The sequence below is a fragment of the Achromobacter aloeverae genome, assembly GCF_004121055.1.
Classification (GTDB): Bacteria; Pseudomonadota; Gammaproteobacteria; order Burkholderiales; family Burkholderiaceae_B; genus Bordetella_C; species Bordetella_C aloeverae.
This window is the reverse complement of sequence record NZ_PYAL01000006.1, coordinates 352,549-368,093: the sequence shown is the minus strand read 5'-3', so window position 1 is coordinate 368,093 and position 15,545 is coordinate 352,549. Positions and strand designations below refer to the sequence as shown.

Sequence of the window (15,545 nt, the reverse complement as noted above, 5' to 3'; positions counted from 1 at the left end):
CATGAACGCCAACATGGCCGCGCTGTCCAAAGGCGCACTGTCCGTAATCGTGGTGGTGGGCGTGGCGATCGCTATCATCGCGACGCTGATGGACCGGTCGCCCGACGCAGGGCCACGGGCAGGTCGCGGCGGCACGCCCACCGGCGCGCCCGCGGGCAAGGTAGGCGCCAACGCGCCGGCGCCGGGAGGCCAGGGCAACACGCCCGCCGCGCCTGGCGCGGGCCAGGCTGGGGCTGGGTCCGGGGCTGGGTCCGCCGCGCCACGGGCCGCCCAGGTCGCCGCCCCGCCGCCGCGCAAGAGCACGGACTTTTCAGCCGTCGACGAACCCTGGCGCCACGCCCTGGATGCCAGCACGGACAAGGCCACGGCGCTGGCGATCGCCAACGGCGGCAAGTCTTCGGCCGGACTGGCCGGCTGTTCATCCTGCCACGGCGCGCAGGGCATACCGGCCGCGGGCACGAACTTCCCCGCGCTGGCGGGGTCGTCGCCGGAGTATCTGGCCAAGCAACTCATGGACTACCGCAGCGGCGCGCGCCAGAACGTGATCATGGCCAGCATCGCGAAAGGGCTGGACGAGGGCGAGATAGGGGCGCTCGCACGCTACTACGGCGACCTGCCCCCGCCCGCCTTGCCGGCGGCGGTGTCTGGCGGGCGTGGCCAGCAGTTGCATGACTTCGGCGATAACGGCCTTGCCCTCGCCGCTTGCGCCAATTGCCACGGCGCGCGCGGGTCCGGCGAATCCCCCCTGCTGCCGCGCCTGGCCGGCCAGCCCCCGGCGTACTTCACCAGCCAGATGGAAGCGTTCCGCAACGGCAGCCGCGCCAACGATGACGTCGGAACGATGCGGGCCATCGCGCAGCGCCTCACGCCGGCGGACACGGCGGCATTGGCGCAGTACTACGCCGGAGGGCATTGACGGCGGCGAGGACCGCGCCCATGCCCATGACTGCGCCCCGTCCGCAGCAGCGGCGGGGCGGCACGGCGGCGCTTCAACGCGACCCGGGTTATTGCTGCATATTCGTCTTGTGCGGAACCTGGGGCGCCGGAATCTGGGGCGCCGGCGAGGGCGGCGGGGGCTGCGTCCGACCGGGATTTCGAGGCGGTGGGTCGGATGGCCGGCGCGTCTCCGGTACAGGTGGCGCCGGTGGCGTCGGAGGCGTCGCATCCCGTCGATCGCCCTGGTGCTCGCCCGGTCCGACCGCGCCCGATCCCGATGGACTGGTAGCGCCGGACTCCGGATGTTTCCATTGTCCGCCTTGGCCGCCCTCTGGCAGCTGGGCCACCCGCACCGGCGCGCCTGACTGGGCGGGCGCCCCCGCCCGCCCATCGCCGCTTGCCATTCCCAATGTGGCGGCCAGCAGCGCCAGCAAGGCTGGCCGCATGATGCCCTTCGATCCGGATCGCGTTGCCATGGCTATCTCCTTGCATGGAAGTACGCGCCGCAGCGGCGCGGCGCCATGGAACCAGCAGGCAAGCGCCGTGCACGTCCCTCGCCGGCGCCCCTGCCAGCATCTTGCCAGCCGCCTGGTCGGCCACCTTCTCAGCCATCTTGCCTTATGGCGCCGGCCTTGCTCCACGGCGTCGGCGTTATTCCGCCGGTTCCAGCGCAACCTTGATCCACCCGGGCTCGCGCTTGTCGAAGGCCTCGTAGGCCTCGATCGCCGAGCTCAACGGCTCGCGCTGGGTCAGGATCGCGACAGGGTCCACCTTGCCGGTCCGCACCAGGTCCACCAGCATCGGCACGTATTTACGGTGGTTGCAGTTGCCCATGCGCAGGGTCAGGTTCTTGTTCATGGCCATGCCGATGGGGAAGGTCTTCGCGGTAGGCGGATAGACCCCGATGATGGAAATGGTGCCCGCCTTGGCGACCATCTCCACAGCCCATTCCAGCGACTGCGACGGCGCATCGCCGGGCACCCAGTTGCCGTCATGGGGATGGGCATGCGGGGCGATCTGCCGGGACTGCTTTTCCTGTTCCTGCGCGGCCTCGGGATCGTGCGCGGGACCATGGTGGGCATGCTGCGCGTCCACGCCGACGGCGTCGATGACGCAATCCGCGCCGATGTCCCCGGTCAGTTTCTTGACAGCCTGGACCGGGTCCTCCTTCTCGAAGTCGATGGCCTCCGCCCCTTGCGCCCGCGCCATGCCCAATCGATCCGGCAGCGCGTCCACGGCGAAGATGCGGCCGGCGTGCATCAACCTGGCCGAGGCGATGGCGAACTGTCCCACCGGGCCGCAGCCCAGCACCACCACCGTGTGCCCGGGCTTGATACCCGCCATGTCGGCGCCAAAATAGCCCGTCGGAAAAATATCCGACAACATGATCGCCTGTTCGTCATCCACCTCGTCCGGCAGCTTGACGAGGTTCACGGCGGCGTAGGGTATACGCGCCTTCTCGGCCTGCAAGCCGTGGAAAGGCCCCGTCTGCTTCGGCCCTCCGTAGAAAGACGTGCCGGCTGCCTTGCCGTTGGGATTGGCGTTGTCGCATTGCGCGTAATAGCCCGCGCGGCAATAGGAACAATATCCGCACGCGATGGTCGACGGGATGACCACGCGGTCGCCCACGTTCAGATTGCGCACCTGAGGGCCCAGCTGCTCGACGATGCCCACGCCTTCGTGTCCCAGGATGGTTCCGGGCTCGACGCTTTCCGCGGTGCCGCGGATGAAGTGCAAGTCGGTGCCGCAGATGGCGCTCGTGGTCAGGCGCACGATCGCGTCGGTGTCCTCCGCGATCGTGGGCTCGGCGACGTCGTCCAGGCGTATATCGCCGATGCCGTGGAATACAACAGCTTTCATGGTGGCTACTCCTCTATAGGCATGGGCCGCGGAATGCGGGCACCGAGGCAAGCGCGGTTCGCGGGACGGCTCGCGCGCAAGCCCCATACCCCGCATGAGCGGGAACCGCTCTTGCTGCCGCTGCGTCCCCGCTGCGTCCCATTCGGATGCGCCGCGCACGGAGGACCAAGGATGGCCAGAAGATCAATCGCATCGCGCGCCGCCCGCCGCGAAATCCTGCGACTGTTGTGGGAAGCCCTGCACCGCTACCATCGCCGCGTCGGCGCCGCATTGGCGCTCCTGGTCGTCGCCAAGCTGCTGACGGTGGCCGTGCCCTGGGTGCTCAAGCGCATCGTCGATCACCTCAGCGCGCCGGCCGTCGCGGTGCTGCCCGTTTTCCTCTTGCTGGGCTATGCCGTCTTGCGCTTCTCGGGCGGGCTGGTCACGGAACTGCGCGACCTTGTGTTTGCCCGCGTGGCGCTTACCACGGTCGCGCACTTCAACGCGCGCCTGGCGGCCCATCTACACCAGCTGGGGGCGCGCTTCCATGCCGGACGGCAGACAGGCGCGCTGGCCCGCGATGTCGAGCGGGGAACGGTCGGCTTGAACTTCCTGCTGGGCACCGCGCTCTTCACGGTACTGCCCACGCTCGTTGAAATCGTGTCAGTCGTACTCATCCTTGCCCTGGGCTACAACGTCGGCTTCACGTGGATCATCGGGGCGACATTCGTCATCTACGCCACCATCACGTCCCTGCTGACCGCGCGACGCACGCGCTACCAGCGCCAGTTGAACGAGCTGGACTCGCGCGCGGGCGGCCGCCTCATCGACGGCTTGCTCAATCACGACACCGTCAAATATTTCAACAACGAGGCGCTCGAAGATCGCCGGCTGCGCGAAACGCTGAACGAGTGGACGCTCGTCGGCGAGGAAAACCAACGAGCGCTGTCCACGCTGCATATTTGCCAGAGCGCCGTCATCGCCCTGGGCGTGGGCGCCGTCATGCTGCTTGCCGGCCAGGACGTACTGGGCGGACAGTTGACCGTGGGCGACCTGGTGCTGGTCAACGCCTACATCATCCAGATCTGCCTGCCGCTCAATACGCTGGGCATGGTCTTTCGCCAGACCCGCGAAGCCACCGTCAATGCCGAACGCGCCTGCGAGCTATTGACCTTGCCCACCGAGTCCTCCGAGGTTTCCTCCCCCGCCGGCGGCGGGCCCTCCGCCGCGCGGGTCCTGCGGGATCCGCGTGGGCCCTTGCGCTTCGAACAGGTCGACTTCAGCTACGAGCCCGGCAGGCAAATCCTGCACGGCGTCAGCTTCGCGGTTCCGGCCGGCAGCACGGTGGCGGTGGTGGGCGGCAGTGGTTCGGGAAAATCCACCCTCGCCCGCCTGTTGTTCCGCTTCTACGATCCCGATAGCGGCCATATCACGCTGGGCGGCCAGGACCTGCGTGAAGTGGAACATGCCAGCCTGCGCGCCGCGCTGGGCATCGTGCCGCAGGAAACCATACTCTTCAACGAGACCATCGCCTACAACATCGGCTATGGCCGGCCCGGCGCATCGATGGCCGAAATCATCGAGGCCGCGGCCGGCGCGCGCGTGCACGACTTCATCAAGAGCCTGCCGGCCCAGTACGAAACCGTGGTGGGCGAACGCGGCGTCAAGCTGTCCGGCGGCGAACGGCAGCGCATCGCCATCGCCCGCGCCTTGCTGAAGAATCCGTCGGTCCTGGTTTTCGACGAGGCCACGTCCGCGCTGGATACCCGCACCGAGCGGGCGATCCAGGCCGAACTGGAACGCGTCGCGCGCGGACGCACCACGCTGGTCATCGCCCACCGCCTGTCCACCGTCGTCGGGGCCGACACCATCCTGGTCCTCGAACAGGGCCGCGTGGTGGAGCGCGGTACCCATGACGAACTGCTTGCGGCCGGCGGCATCTACAACCAGATGTGGAACCTGCAACGCCAGGAGGCCGCATTGATCACCGCCGAATCACGCCTGCCGCCTCAACCCATCCATCTCGGCGCGCTGGTGGCCAACCTGCTCGACATCGTGCGCGGTCCCATGGAAGAGAAAGGCATACGCCTCTATACCGAGCTGGGCGGAGACGGCAGCCGCGTGACCGGCGATCCCAGCCTGGTTCATCACGTCCTGTGGGAACTGCTGACCAATGCCGTGGCGGTGACGCCGCCGGACGGCCGCATCGAGATCCGGCTGCAACCTGCCGACGGCAAGGTGCGCATCGCCATCACCGACGGGCGGCTGGCGCCCGCCGACGCGGCCGCGCAATCGCCCGATGAACGCCGCCATCCGCTGGCGCCTGATCATGCGCCGCCCGATCCGGGCCGCCTGGCCGCGCAGGTGCGCCAGGCGGGGGGCGCCTTCGGCGTGCAACGCCCGGCCGGCGGCTACGGCGCCACGTATTGGCTGGAGCTACCTCAACGCACGGCGCCGGACACGGCTGCCATTCCCTCCACGCCCATGCTGGCCGGCCCCAGGCTGTTGCAGGGGCTGCATATCGCCTTGACGGCGCGCAATGCGGCGGAACGCGAGGATTTGAAGGACCGCCTTTCCGCTGCCGGCGCGCGCGTGGACGTGTATGGATCCGGTCACGCCTTGCTCGACTGGTTCAGAACGCACGTTCCCGCCGAGTGGCCCAGTGTGCTGGTGGCCGACGTGGTGCTTGAGGATATGGACGGCTATGCCTTGATCGGCGCGCTGCGCGTCATCGAGACCGAGCGCGGCATCCCGCTGTCCGGCCGGCTGCCGGCGATTGCCGTGTCCAGCCCCGCCGCGCGCGAAGGCCGCCTGCGCGCCTTGCTCGCGGGCTACCAGGCCCATGTGCCACGCGGCGCCGTCGGCGATGATCTGGTGCATCAGGCCCAGGTGCTGGCCGCCACCGCGCATCGTTTACAGCCGGTTCGCGCCAACGCTGAGTAAAGCGTCCAAAGGCAGAGTAGCGAACTACTCGCTTTCATGGGGACGTGAAAATCAATATACCGGCCCTAATGCCGCCGACCGCGGCGGCGCGGACGGACACCAAAGAAAAATATCCATGCCTTCTCCATAGGAGAACCGTGGTGTGTGCAGCGCGTTTGCGCTTTACGAGAAGGGTGGTGGCACGCCCGTTGCCGTGAGGGAGGTCCGCGCACAAAGTCCGGCGCGCAACGAGCGGTCGATATGGCCGCGCACCTGGAGACCCTCATGCTGAAGATCGCCCTCATCAGCGAGCACGCTTCCCCACTGGCCATGGCGGGCGGCGTGGACAGCGGCGGCCAGAACATCTATGTCGGAAAAGTCGCGGAATACTGCGCGCGCGCCGGACACCATGTCGATGTCTTCACGCGCCAGGAAGACGTGCTCGCGCCGCGCATCGTGCAATGGCGCCCCGGCGTGCGCATCGTCCACGTCCCCGCCGGCCCCCCCCGCGTGGTGCCGAAGGAAGAGCTGCTGCCGTACATGGGAGAGTTCAGCCGCTACCTGCGCCAGTGGTTCCACGGTCAACTGCTGCATGGGCACGGTTATGACGTGGTGCACGCCAACTTCTTCATGTCGGCCATGGCCGCGCAGCCGGTCGCCCAGTCGCTGGGTATTCCGTTGGTGGTGACCTTCCATGCGCTCGGACGCGTACGGCGGCTATACCAGGGCGACGCCGACCGCTTCCCCGACAGCCGCTTCGATATCGAAGAGGATATCGTGCGCCACGCCGACCGCATCATCGCGGAGTGCCCGCAGGACAGGCGCGACCTGCTCGACCTTTACCATGCCGATCCGCGGCGCCTGGCCACCGTCCCCTGCGGCTACGAGCCCAAGGAAATGACGCCCCAGGACCGGCTGGCGGCACGCGCGCAACTGGGCTGGCCCGCCGAGGCGTTCACCATCCTGCAACTGGGCCGCATGGTTCCTCGCAAGGGCGTGGAGGACGTCGTGCTGGCGGTGGCCCGGTTGCGCGAGCGTCACGGGGTGCACGCACGCCTGTGCGTAGTGGGCGGCAACAGCGATACCCCTTGCGAAGTGCTCACGCCGGAGATCGGCCGCTTGCGCAAGCTTGCGCATGAGGCTGGCGTGGCCGACCAGGTCGAGTTCATCGGCCGTCGCGACCGCTCGAAGCTCCGCACCTACTACTCGGCCGCCGACGTCTTCGTGACGACGCCCTGGTACGAGCCCTTCGGAATTACGCCGCTGGAAGCCATGGCTTGCGGCCGCCCGGTGATAGGCAGCGATACGGGAGGCATCCGCTACTCGGTGGTGCATGGCGAAACGGGCTTCCTGGTTCCTACCCGCAATCCGGCGGCAGTGGCGGACCAGCTTGCCGTACTGGCGCGCGACAGCGGGCTGGCGCGGCGCATGGGCGAGGCCGGCCTGCGCCGCGCCCGCCGCCGTTTCACCTGGCGCCACGTCGCCGAGCAACTGCTGGCCGTGTATGCCGACCTCGTGCCCTCCTCCGCGACCAACGCCACTTTGTCCACAGCTCGCGAGCGTGCCCCTGCCGCGCGCCGCGAGCGCGTACCTGCCTAGCGGCTCTGCCTAATGTCGCCGCTTAATGTTGCTGCTCAACGGCGCTGATTAACGGCGCTGCTTAACGTCCTTGCCTAACGTCCTTGCCTAACGTCCCTGCTCAACGTTTTTGCATGATTAAGGAGCCTGCATGACCCTCACTACCACTTCCACCTTGCGCGACCGAGTCATCCTGGTTACTGGCGGCGCCCGCGGCCTGGGTAAGGCCATCTGCGAAATGCTCGCCGAGGAAGGCGTCCGCATCGTGCTGGCGGACCTGGACCTGGAAGGCGCCCGCGCCTGCGCCCGGTCGCTGTCCTCCGAACAGGCGCTTGCGGTGCAGCTCGACGTCGGCGATCCGGACAGCGTGGCGCGCTGCGTCGCGCAGGCCGTCGATCGCTACGGCCAGCTCGACGCCGTCATCAACAACGCGGGCGTGGACGTCACCCTGCCGGTGCAGGAACTGCAGGTCGCCGACTGGGACCGGGTGCTGCGCACCAACCTTACCGGCCCGTTCCTGCTGTCGCGCGCGGCCTGCCCGCATCTGAAGAGCGGCGGCCACATCGTCAACATCGCCTCGACGGCGGCGCGCCGGGCATGGCCCAATGCGTCGGCCTACCATGCGAGCAAATGGGGACTGCTGGGACTGTCGCATGCCTTGCATGCGGAGTTGCGACCGCGCGGCATCAAGGTATCCGCGCTGATCGCGGGCGGCATGCGCACGCCTTTCCTGCTGGACCGCTTCCCCGACATCGACCCCGAGACGCTGCAGGAGCCCGCCAACGTCGCCCATGCCGTGCGCTTCCTACTGACCCAGCCCGAGGCCACGGTGATCCCGGAGATCATGGTGCTGCCGATGAAGGAGACGTCATGGCCCTGACGCCCGGCATTTTCCTGGACAAGGACGGCACGCTGCTTTGCGACGTGCCCTACAACGTCAACCCGGACCGCATGCGCTTCGAGCATGGGGTCGAGGAAGGGTTGCGCCGGCTGGCCCGGCTGGGCTGGCCCCTGGTCGTCGTCAGCAACCAGCCCGGCGTCGCCTTCGGGCTGTTCGATATCGACGCGCTGGAAGCGGTGCGTCGCCGGCTGGCCGTCATGTTCAGGGATGCCGGGGCGACGCTGACGGCGATGTACTGCTGTCCGCACCGCCCTGCCGGCTACCCCGGGTTCGAGCCCTGCACCTGCCGCAAGCCCGCGCCTGGCCTGCTGTTGCGGGCCGCGGCCGAGCACGGCATCGACCTGGCACGTTCGTGGATGGTGGGCGATATCCTCGACGACGTCGAGGCGGGCGCCCGCGCGGATTGCCGCACCGTGCTGGTCCACAATGGCAACGAGACGGAATGGCTGGATGGCCCCTTGCGCCGGCCTACGCTGTGCGTTACCGATTTCGATGCCGCTGCCCGCGCCATCGAGCAGCGCGCGCGGCTCGACGACAATGCGGCCGAGCGCGCCGCGCCCGGCATGCCGGAGGCCGCATGAAGGACAGCCGACTATCCGACGACGCCTGGCGCGATGCCCGCCGCGTGCTTTGCGTGCGCCTGGACAATATGGGCGACGTGCTGATGACCACGCCCGCCATCCGCGCGCTGCGCGACGCCGCGCCGGAGCGGCGCATCGGGCTCTGGTGCTCGCCTTCCGGCGCGGCCATCTCCCGCATGGTGCCGGAGATCGACCATACGGTGGTCGCCCGCGTGCCATGGATGAAGGTCCCCTGCGCAAGGCCGGACGACACGCTGTCCATGGTCGAGGCCCTGCGCGACGGCGCCTACGATGCCGCCGTGATCTTCACGGTCTACAGCCAAAGCTCGCTGCCGGCCGCGTTGGCCTGCCATCTGGCCGGAATACCCCGGGTGCTGGCGCACTGCCGGGAAAATCCCTATCACCTGCTGAGCGACTGGGTTCCGGAAACCGAACCCGACTCGCGGCTGCGCCACGAGGCGCAACGGCAGCTGGACCTGGTCGCCCACGTCGGCTGCCGGCCGGGCCATGCCCGCCTTTCCCTGTCGGTGCCGCCGGGTGACCGCCGGCGCCTGCGCCGCAAGCTGGACGCTCTCGGCGTCCCGGCCGCCAGTCGCCGTATCGTCGTGCACTGCGGTGCCACCGCGCCATCGCGCCGCTACCCCGCGGCGCAGTACGCGGAGGTCATCGCGCATCTCGGGCACCGGCACGGGCCCGTCCTGCTCACGGGATCCTCCGAGGAAAAGGCGCTGGTGGCCGGCATTGCGCGGGAGGCCGGCAAGGCCGCCGTCGACCTGGCCGGCGCACTGAGCCTGGGGGAGATGGCGGCATTGATCGACGACGCGGCCCTGCTGATCTCCAACAACAGCGGCCCCGTCCACATGGCGGCCGCGCTGGGTACGCCCGTGGCTGTCCTGTACGCACTCACCAATCCCCAGCACACGCCGTGGGAGGTGCCGCACCGCGTCCTCTATCACGATGTGCCGTGCAAGTACTGCTACCGCAGCATCTGCCCGGAGGGGCACCACGCCTGCCTGGCCTCCGTGACGCCGGCCGAAGTCATCGCGGCAGCCGAGGCGCTGCTGGATACCGCGCGGCCGGCCAGCCCGGGGGCCCCGCCCGCCCGACTGTCGCCGGCCATTCCCGCCATTCCTGTCGTTCCGGTGGCGCACGGCGCCGTCGCCGGCCCGTCGCCCCGTTTCCTCCTGCCGTGAATCGTCGAGGTCACCATGTATACGCTAGGCATCAACGCCGCATTCCACGATTGTTCCGCCGCCCTGGTACAGGACGGCATCCTGTTGGCGGCCTCCGAGGAGGAACGCTACACGCACGTCAAGCACGGCAAGCGGCCTGTACCGTTCTCGACGTGGCAGCTGCCTTATCACGCGATCGATGACTGCCTGGCGCGCGCCGGCATCACGCTGGCCCAGGTCGACCGCTACGCCTATGCCTTCGATCCGCGCCTGCTCGTGCCGGGAGGCCGCCTGCCCGACAGCATGACCCTGCCGCTGGAACCCTCCGCGGCGCCGCGCGTCGACCCGGGCCACTCGCCTTGGGAGGCGCTGTTCCTGTCCTATATCGCCAACGCGCCGCGGCAACTGGTCGACGGCGTGCCGCACCACCTGCGGGCGCGCTGGCGCGATGCCACCCACGCGCAGGTCCGCGCGGGCTGGCGCTTCGTCGAGCACCATGCCGCGCACGAGGCCAGCGCCTACCTGGCATCCCCCTTCCAGGAGACGGCGGTGCTGTCGCTGGACGGACGCGGCGAACGTGTCACCACCAGCCATGGCGTCTTCCGTGACGGCATCTTCCAGCGGCTGAAGCAGGTCGAGATGCCCCATTCGCTGGGCCTGCTGTACGAGGACTTCACGCAGTACCTGGGCTTCCTGCGCTCGTCGGACGAGTACAAGGTCATGGCGCTGGCATCGTATGGCCAGCCCACTTTCCGCGACGCGCTGCGAGACATCGTCCGTACCGACAACGACGGCGGCTATCGTATCGAGCCGGTCGACCTCGTGGAAAAATTCGGTCCCGCCCGCGAGCGCGGCGGGCCGCTCGAACAGCGCCATTACGATATCGCGCGTTCGTTACAGGAAACGCTGGAAGAGACCGTCTGCGGCATGGCGCGCTGGCTGCGCAAGGCCAGCGGGGCGCCCAACCTGGTTCTGGCCGGCGGCGTGGCGCTGAACTGCGTGATGAACGCCAGGCTGGATGCGCTGGGCATCTACGACGATATATGGGTGCAGCCCGCCGCCGGCGACGCCGGCACGGCGCTGGGCGCGGCGTTGTGGCTGGACTACGCGGAACGGGGGAATCGCGATCGGCGCTGGGAGATGACGCATGCCTACCTGGGGCCCGCCTATTGCGACGACGAAATCGAGGCTTTCCTGCGCCGCGCCCGCCTGCCCTACCGGCGCGTGGACGACGTGGCCCGGGAGGCCGCCCGCCTGCTGGCCGGCGACAGGATCATAGGCTGGTTCCAGGGCGGCATGGAGTTTGGGCCCCGCGCGCTGGGCGCGCGCTCCATCCTTGCCTCGCCCATCCACGCCCAGATGCAGGAACGCCTGAACGAACTGAAGGACCGCGAGGATTTCCGGCCGGTGGCGCCGGTGGTGCTGGAGAGCAAGGCGCACGAATGGTTCGACGCCCGCGGCCACGTTCCGCTGCGCGCGCCGTTCATGCTGTTCGTCTACGACGTACTGCCCCACGCGGCCGAACGCATACCCGCGGTGCGCCATGTCGACGGCACCGCACGCGTGCAAACCGTACGCCGCGACCAGAACCCGCGCTACCACGACCTGCTCGTCGCATTCGAGGACCTGACCGGCATACCGGTCCTGGTCAACACGTCCTTCAATACCCGTGGCGAGCCCATCGTCTGCACCCCGCGCGACGCGATCGAATGCTTCTGGACGTCGCCGCTGGACGCCCTGTCCATCGGGTCCTTCTTCCTTTACAAGGAGGGCGTGGAATGAGGCAAGCGACCCCTCCGTCCTCCCCCGTCGTCGCGGTGGTCGTGCCCACCTACCGGCGCGCCGACCTGCTCGACCGCTGCCTGGGCGCCTTGTGCGCGCAAACCCTGCCCTCGTCCCAATACGAAATCATCGTCTGCGACGATGGGCCGGACGAAGTGATGCGGGAAACCGTCCTGCGCCACGCCCGGCGCCCGGGCGCGCCCGCGCTGGCCTACCTGCCGGTGACCGCCACGCAGGGCCCCGCCGGCGCGCGCAACGCCGGCTGGCGCGCCACGCAGGCGCCCATCATCGCCTTCACCGACGACGACACCGTGCCGCGGCCGGACTGGCTGGCCGCGGGCCTCGCCGCGATGCGGCCGGGCGTAGACGCGGTGGCCGGCGCCATCGTCATGCCCATCCCGCCCAATCCCAGCGACTACGAGCTCGACGCCAGCCACCTGCAGGAGGCCGAGTTCGCGACCGCCAATTGCCTGGTCCGCCGCGCCGCGCTGGATGCGGTGGGCGGCTTCGATACGCGCTATGGCATGGCCTGGCGGGAGGACTCCGACCTGCAGTTCGCCCTGCTGGAAGGCGGCTACGACATCGAGCGCGCGCCCGCCGCGATCGTGGAGCACCCGTTGCGGCCCGCGCCCTACGCGGTCGCGCTGCGGGCGCAGCGCAAGGTCCGCTACGACACGCTCCTGTACAAGAAATACCCTCGCCTGTACCGGGAGCGCATACGCCGCGGGCCGCCCTGGCACTATCTGTCGATCTGCGCCCTGCTGGCCGTCGTCGTGCTGGCGCTGGCCGCCGGCCAGCGGGGCCTCGCCGTCGCCGCCGGGCTTGGCTGGCTGGTCCTGACCGCGCGCTTTTTCCTGCGCCGCATACGCCCCACGCGCAAGGACCTGCCGCACCTGGTCGAGACCCTGATCACGTCCATCGCCATTCCGCCGCTGTCCATCTATTGGCGCATCGTCGGGTCGCTCGCCTACCGCGCGGGGTTTCCATGAGCACGGTCATCGACACCGCCACGCCGGCCGACCCGATCGCCGGCGCCTCCGCGTCGCCGCACGCCATCGCCGTCTTCCGCGCGCTGCAACTGGGCGACCTGCTGTGCAGCGTCCCGGCGCTGCGGGCGCTGCGGCAGGCCTATCCGGACGCCCATGTCACGCTGGTCGGGCTGCCCAATGCAGCGCCCTTCGTCGAGCGCTTCGGCGACTATGTGGACGAACTGATGGTGTTCCCCGGCATCGCCGCGTTCCCCGAGCAGGCGGCGCGGGAGGATGAACTCCCGGCCTTTTATGCCCGCGCCCGCGCCCGCCATTTCGATCTCGCCATACAGCTGCACGGCAGCGGCCGGCAATCCAATGCCATCGTCGAGGGACTGGGCTCGACGCGATGGGCCGGCTTCGTGCCTGACGCCTGCCAGGCGCGCGCGGGCTGTCGCATGTTGTGGCCCGACGGACTGCCGGAGCCGCTGCGCTATACCGCGCTCATGCACCACCTGGGCGTGCGCGTGGACTCGCACGACCTCGAATTTCCGCTGACCGCCGCGGATCGCATCGCCGGCCAGGCCCTGGCCCGACAAGCGGGATTGCGGCCCGCGCAGACCATCCTGATGCACCCTGGCGCCCGCCTGCCGTCGCGCCGCTGGCCGGTCGAACGATACGCCGCCGTGGGCCGCGCGCTGCAAGCGCAAGGCTGGCGCGTGGCGATCACAGGATCGTCCGACGAAGCGGCCCTTGCCGCCACGCTCCGCGCCGCCTTGGGTTCCGACGCGGTCGACTTGTCGGGACGCACGCAGCTGGGCGCGCTGGCGGCCCTGATGCGCGACTGCGCCCTGCTGGTCTGCAATGACACCGGCGTGTCGCACATCGCCGCCGGCGTGGGCGCGCCCAGCGTGGTGATCGCCTGCGGCAGCGATGCCGCCCGCTGGGCGCCGCTCGACCGCACCCGCCACAAGGTGCTCTTCCACGACCTGCCTTGCCGGCCCTGCGCCCATCGGGTATGTCCGATCGGACATCCCTGCGCCACCGCCGTCGGCGTCGAGGACGTGCTGGCCGCGGTCCAGGCCAAGCTGGGCATCTGCGACGCCCCCAAGCCCCAACCCGTTACCTGGAGTACATCATGATGATGGACATGCGCGCCCCTGCGCCGATGCAAGGCGGAAAACATGGCGGGAAACGTATCCTGGTCGCCGGCGGCGCCGGTTTCATCGGGTCGCATCTATGCGCCCGCCTTCTGCGCGAAGGCCACGAGGTGATCTGCCTGGACAGCCTGCGCACCGGCTCCTTGCGCAATATCGCGGCATTGAGCAATCATCCGGGCTTCACGCTGGTGCGCCATGACGTGATCGTGCCGTATGAAGCGCGGGACATCGACCAGATCTACAACCTGGCCTGCCCCGCGTCGCCCGTGCACTACCAGATCGATCCCGTGCACACCCTGCGCAGCTGCGTCGAGGGCGCGATACGGCTGCTGGACCTCGCCCAGCGGACAGGCGCCCGCATCCTGCAGGCATCGACCAGCGAGGTCTATGGGGATCCCCACGTGCATCCGCAACGGGAGGACTACTGGGGCAACGTCAACCCTGTCGGGCCACGGTCCTGCTATGACGAAGGCAAGCGCTGCGCCGAAACCCTGTTCCTCGACTACGGACGCCAGAATGGCCTGTCCATCAAGATCGCCCGCATCTTCAACACCTATGGGCCGCACATGGCGGTCGGCGACGGCCGCGTGGTCTCCAACCTGATCGTCCAGGCCCTGGGCGGCCAGCCGCTGACGCTGTACGGCGACGGACGGCAGACCCGCGCCTTCTGCTATGTGGACGACCTGGTCGAAGGCCTGGTCCGGCTCATGAACAGTCCCGCGCCCGTGACGGGGCCCGTCAACCTGGGCAACCCGCAAGAGATCAGCATGCTGACGCTGGCCCGCCACGTGCTCCGCGAAGTGGGAAAAGACGAGGCTCCGCCCATCCAGTTCCGGGAACTGCCTGTCGACGATCCGACGCAACGCTGTCCCGATATCGCGCTGGCGCGGTCCACGCTGGGCTGGCAGCCGCGTATCGACCTGGAAACCGGCTTGCGTCGCACCGTCGCCTATTTCCGTCAACTTGGCCTGGAGCGTATCGATGCTCCCGTTCAGCCGACGCCTGCTCGTGATTTCGCCGCATCTTGACGATGCCGTGCTCAGTTGCGCCTGGGCGATGGGGCACAGCGGCGAAGCGGTCGCGGCCACCTTGCTGGCCGGCGAACCGGAGGGCGATCCGCCGCTGACGCCCTGGGACCGGCGCTGCGGCTTCGCATCCGCCCGGCAGGCCATGCAGGCGCGGCGCCGTGAAGACCGGGCGGCGGTGGGCCAGCTGGGCGCCGTGGCGCGACAGCTGGATTTCCTGGATGCGCAATACGGGCCCACCCACACGGAGAAGGACCTGGCTGCCGCCATCCTGGCGTTGCTGATGGAAATCGGACCGGACACGGTGCTGCTTCCTCTGGGCCTCTATCACTCGGATCATTTCCAGGCGCACGAAGCGGCGTTGCGCGCCCGGACACGCGATCGGGGCGCACAGCGGCGTTGGCTTTGCTATGAAGACCTTCCCTATGCACGCAAGCGGGGGCTGCTGCAGGAGCGGCTTGCCGGCCTGCATGCGTTGGGGCGCCGGTTGACGCCGCTGGCAGTGGACGCCCCCACCCGCGAAGACCTGGCGGAAAAGGAACGCGCCCTGCGCCACTATCGAAGCCAGCTCGGCGAAATGGGCCTGGCCGGCGCCGACGCCAATGGCGCGGCGCTGCCGGCCGAGCGCTACTGGCAGCTCGACGAGGAGCGGGCAGGAGGGAACCCATGACAGACGCGATG

General features: G+C 69.0%; 12 protein-coding genes. 11 read left to right on the top strand and 1 reads right to left on the bottom strand.

Annotated elements, in window-relative coordinates; translation table 11 throughout:
• Position 1 precedes the first annotated feature (1 nt).
• Positions 2-916: a c-type cytochrome gene (locus tag C7R54_RS20885; protein WP_240039633.1), complete on the top strand. Its 915-nt coding sequence runs from the start codon at positions 2-4 to the stop codon at positions 914-916.
• Positions 917-1,587: 671 nt separating this feature from the next.
• On the opposite strand, the gene C7R54_RS20880 is transcribed toward C7R54_RS20885, so the two are convergent.
• Entirely contained in the window at positions 1,588-2,796 is a 1,209-nt protein-coding gene (locus C7R54_RS20880; protein ID WP_129152344.1) for a zinc-dependent alcohol dehydrogenase, read from the bottom strand.
• 171 nt (positions 2,797-2,967) lie between these two features.
• Here C7R54_RS20880 and C7R54_RS20875 point away from each other — a divergent pair, with 171 nt between their 5' ends.
• The 10 genes from C7R54_RS20875 to C7R54_RS20830 all read left to right on the top strand — a co-directional run bounded on the left by C7R54_RS20875 (position 2,968) and on the right by C7R54_RS20830 (position 15,534).
• A complete protein-coding gene (locus tag C7R54_RS20875) occupies positions 2,968-5,718 on the top strand; it encodes an ATP-binding cassette domain-containing protein (RefSeq protein ID WP_129152343.1) in 2,751 nt (916 codons plus the stop codon).
• A gap of 264 nt (positions 5,719-5,982) precedes the next feature.
• The gene (locus C7R54_RS20870) at positions 5,983-7,296 is read left to right on the top strand and encodes a glycosyltransferase (RefSeq protein WP_420809126.1); all 1,314 of its coding nucleotides are present in this window, start codon (positions 5,983-5,985) and stop codon (positions 7,294-7,296) included.
• A 130-nt stretch (positions 7,297-7,426) separates the two neighbouring features.
• A complete protein-coding gene (locus tag C7R54_RS20865) occupies positions 7,427-8,155 on the top strand; it encodes an SDR family oxidoreductase (RefSeq protein WP_129152342.1) in 729 nt (242 codons plus the stop codon).
• Positions 8,146-8,757, top strand: coding sequence for a D-glycero-alpha-D-manno-heptose-1,7-bisphosphate 7-phosphatase (locus C7R54_RS20860; RefSeq protein WP_129152341.1), 612 nt, complete (start codon positions 8,146-8,148; stop codon positions 8,755-8,757). The genes C7R54_RS20865 and C7R54_RS20860 overlap by 10 nt, the downstream gene beginning before the upstream one ends.
• Complete coding sequence (locus C7R54_RS20855) at positions 8,754-9,950, top strand: glycosyltransferase family 9 protein (RefSeq protein ID WP_129152340.1); 1,197 nt, start codon at positions 8,754-8,756, stop codon at positions 9,948-9,950. Before C7R54_RS20860 ends, C7R54_RS20855 begins: the two co-directional genes overlap by 4 nt.
• Positions 9,951-9,965: 15 nt before the next feature.
• The gene (locus tag C7R54_RS20850) at positions 9,966-11,711 is read left to right on the top strand and encodes a carbamoyltransferase family protein (protein ID WP_129152339.1); all 1,746 of its coding nucleotides are present in this window, start codon (positions 9,966-9,968) and stop codon (positions 11,709-11,711) included.
• The gene (locus C7R54_RS20845; RefSeq protein WP_129152338.1) at positions 11,708-12,700 is read left to right on the top strand and encodes a glycosyltransferase family 2 protein; all 993 of its coding nucleotides are present in this window, start codon (positions 11,708-11,710) and stop codon (positions 12,698-12,700) included. The genes C7R54_RS20850 and C7R54_RS20845 overlap by 4 nt, the downstream gene beginning before the upstream one ends.
• Positions 12,697-13,821, top strand: coding sequence for a glycosyltransferase family 9 protein (locus C7R54_RS20840; RefSeq protein WP_129152337.1), 1,125 nt, complete (start codon positions 12,697-12,699; stop codon positions 13,819-13,821). Before C7R54_RS20845 ends, C7R54_RS20840 begins: the two co-directional genes overlap by 4 nt.
• Entirely contained in the window at positions 13,818-14,867 is a 1,050-nt protein-coding gene (locus C7R54_RS20835; RefSeq protein WP_129152336.1) for a UDP-glucuronic acid decarboxylase family protein, read from the top strand. The genes C7R54_RS20840 and C7R54_RS20835 overlap by 4 nt, the downstream gene beginning before the upstream one ends.
• Positions 14,821-15,534 carry a PIG-L deacetylase family protein gene (locus C7R54_RS20830; protein ID WP_129152335.1) on the top strand — a complete coding sequence of 238 codons (714 nt, stop codon included), beginning with the start codon at positions 14,821-14,823 and terminating at the stop codon, positions 15,532-15,534. The genes C7R54_RS20835 and C7R54_RS20830 overlap by 47 nt, the downstream gene beginning before the upstream one ends.
• Positions 15,535-15,545: the final 11 nt, after the last annotated feature.

Coding starts and splice junctions, on each gene's coding strand:
- C7R54_RS20885 (WP_240039633.1), top strand. CDS start 2: ATGAACGCCAACATGGCCGCGCTGTCCAAAGGCGCACTGTCCGTAATC.
- C7R54_RS20880 (WP_129152344.1), bottom strand. CDS start 2,796: ATGAAAGCTGTTGTATTCCACGGCATCGGCGATATACGCCTGGACGAC.
- C7R54_RS20875 (WP_129152343.1), top strand. CDS start 2,968: ATGGCCAGAAGATCAATCGCATCGCGCGCCGCCCGCCGCGAAATCCTG.
- C7R54_RS20870 (WP_420809126.1), top strand. CDS start 5,983: ATGCTGAAGATCGCCCTCATCAGCGAGCACGCTTCCCCACTGGCCATG.
- C7R54_RS20865 (WP_129152342.1), top strand. CDS start 7,427: ATGACCCTCACTACCACTTCCACCTTGCGCGACCGAGTCATCCTGGTT.
- C7R54_RS20860 (WP_129152341.1), top strand. CDS start 8,146: ATGGCCCTGACGCCCGGCATTTTCCTGGACAAGGACGGCACGCTGCTT.
- C7R54_RS20855 (WP_129152340.1), top strand. CDS start 8,754: ATGAAGGACAGCCGACTATCCGACGACGCCTGGCGCGATGCCCGCCGC.
- C7R54_RS20850 (WP_129152339.1), top strand. CDS start 9,966: ATGTATACGCTAGGCATCAACGCCGCATTCCACGATTGTTCCGCCGCC.
- C7R54_RS20845 (WP_129152338.1), top strand. CDS start 11,708: ATGAGGCAAGCGACCCCTCCGTCCTCCCCCGTCGTCGCGGTGGTCGTG.
- C7R54_RS20840 (WP_129152337.1), top strand. CDS start 12,697: ATGAGCACGGTCATCGACACCGCCACGCCGGCCGACCCGATCGCCGGC.
- C7R54_RS20835 (WP_129152336.1), top strand. CDS start 13,818: ATGATGATGGACATGCGCGCCCCTGCGCCGATGCAAGGCGGAAAACAT.
- C7R54_RS20830 (WP_129152335.1), top strand. CDS start 14,821: ATGCTCCCGTTCAGCCGACGCCTGCTCGTGATTTCGCCGCATCTTGAC.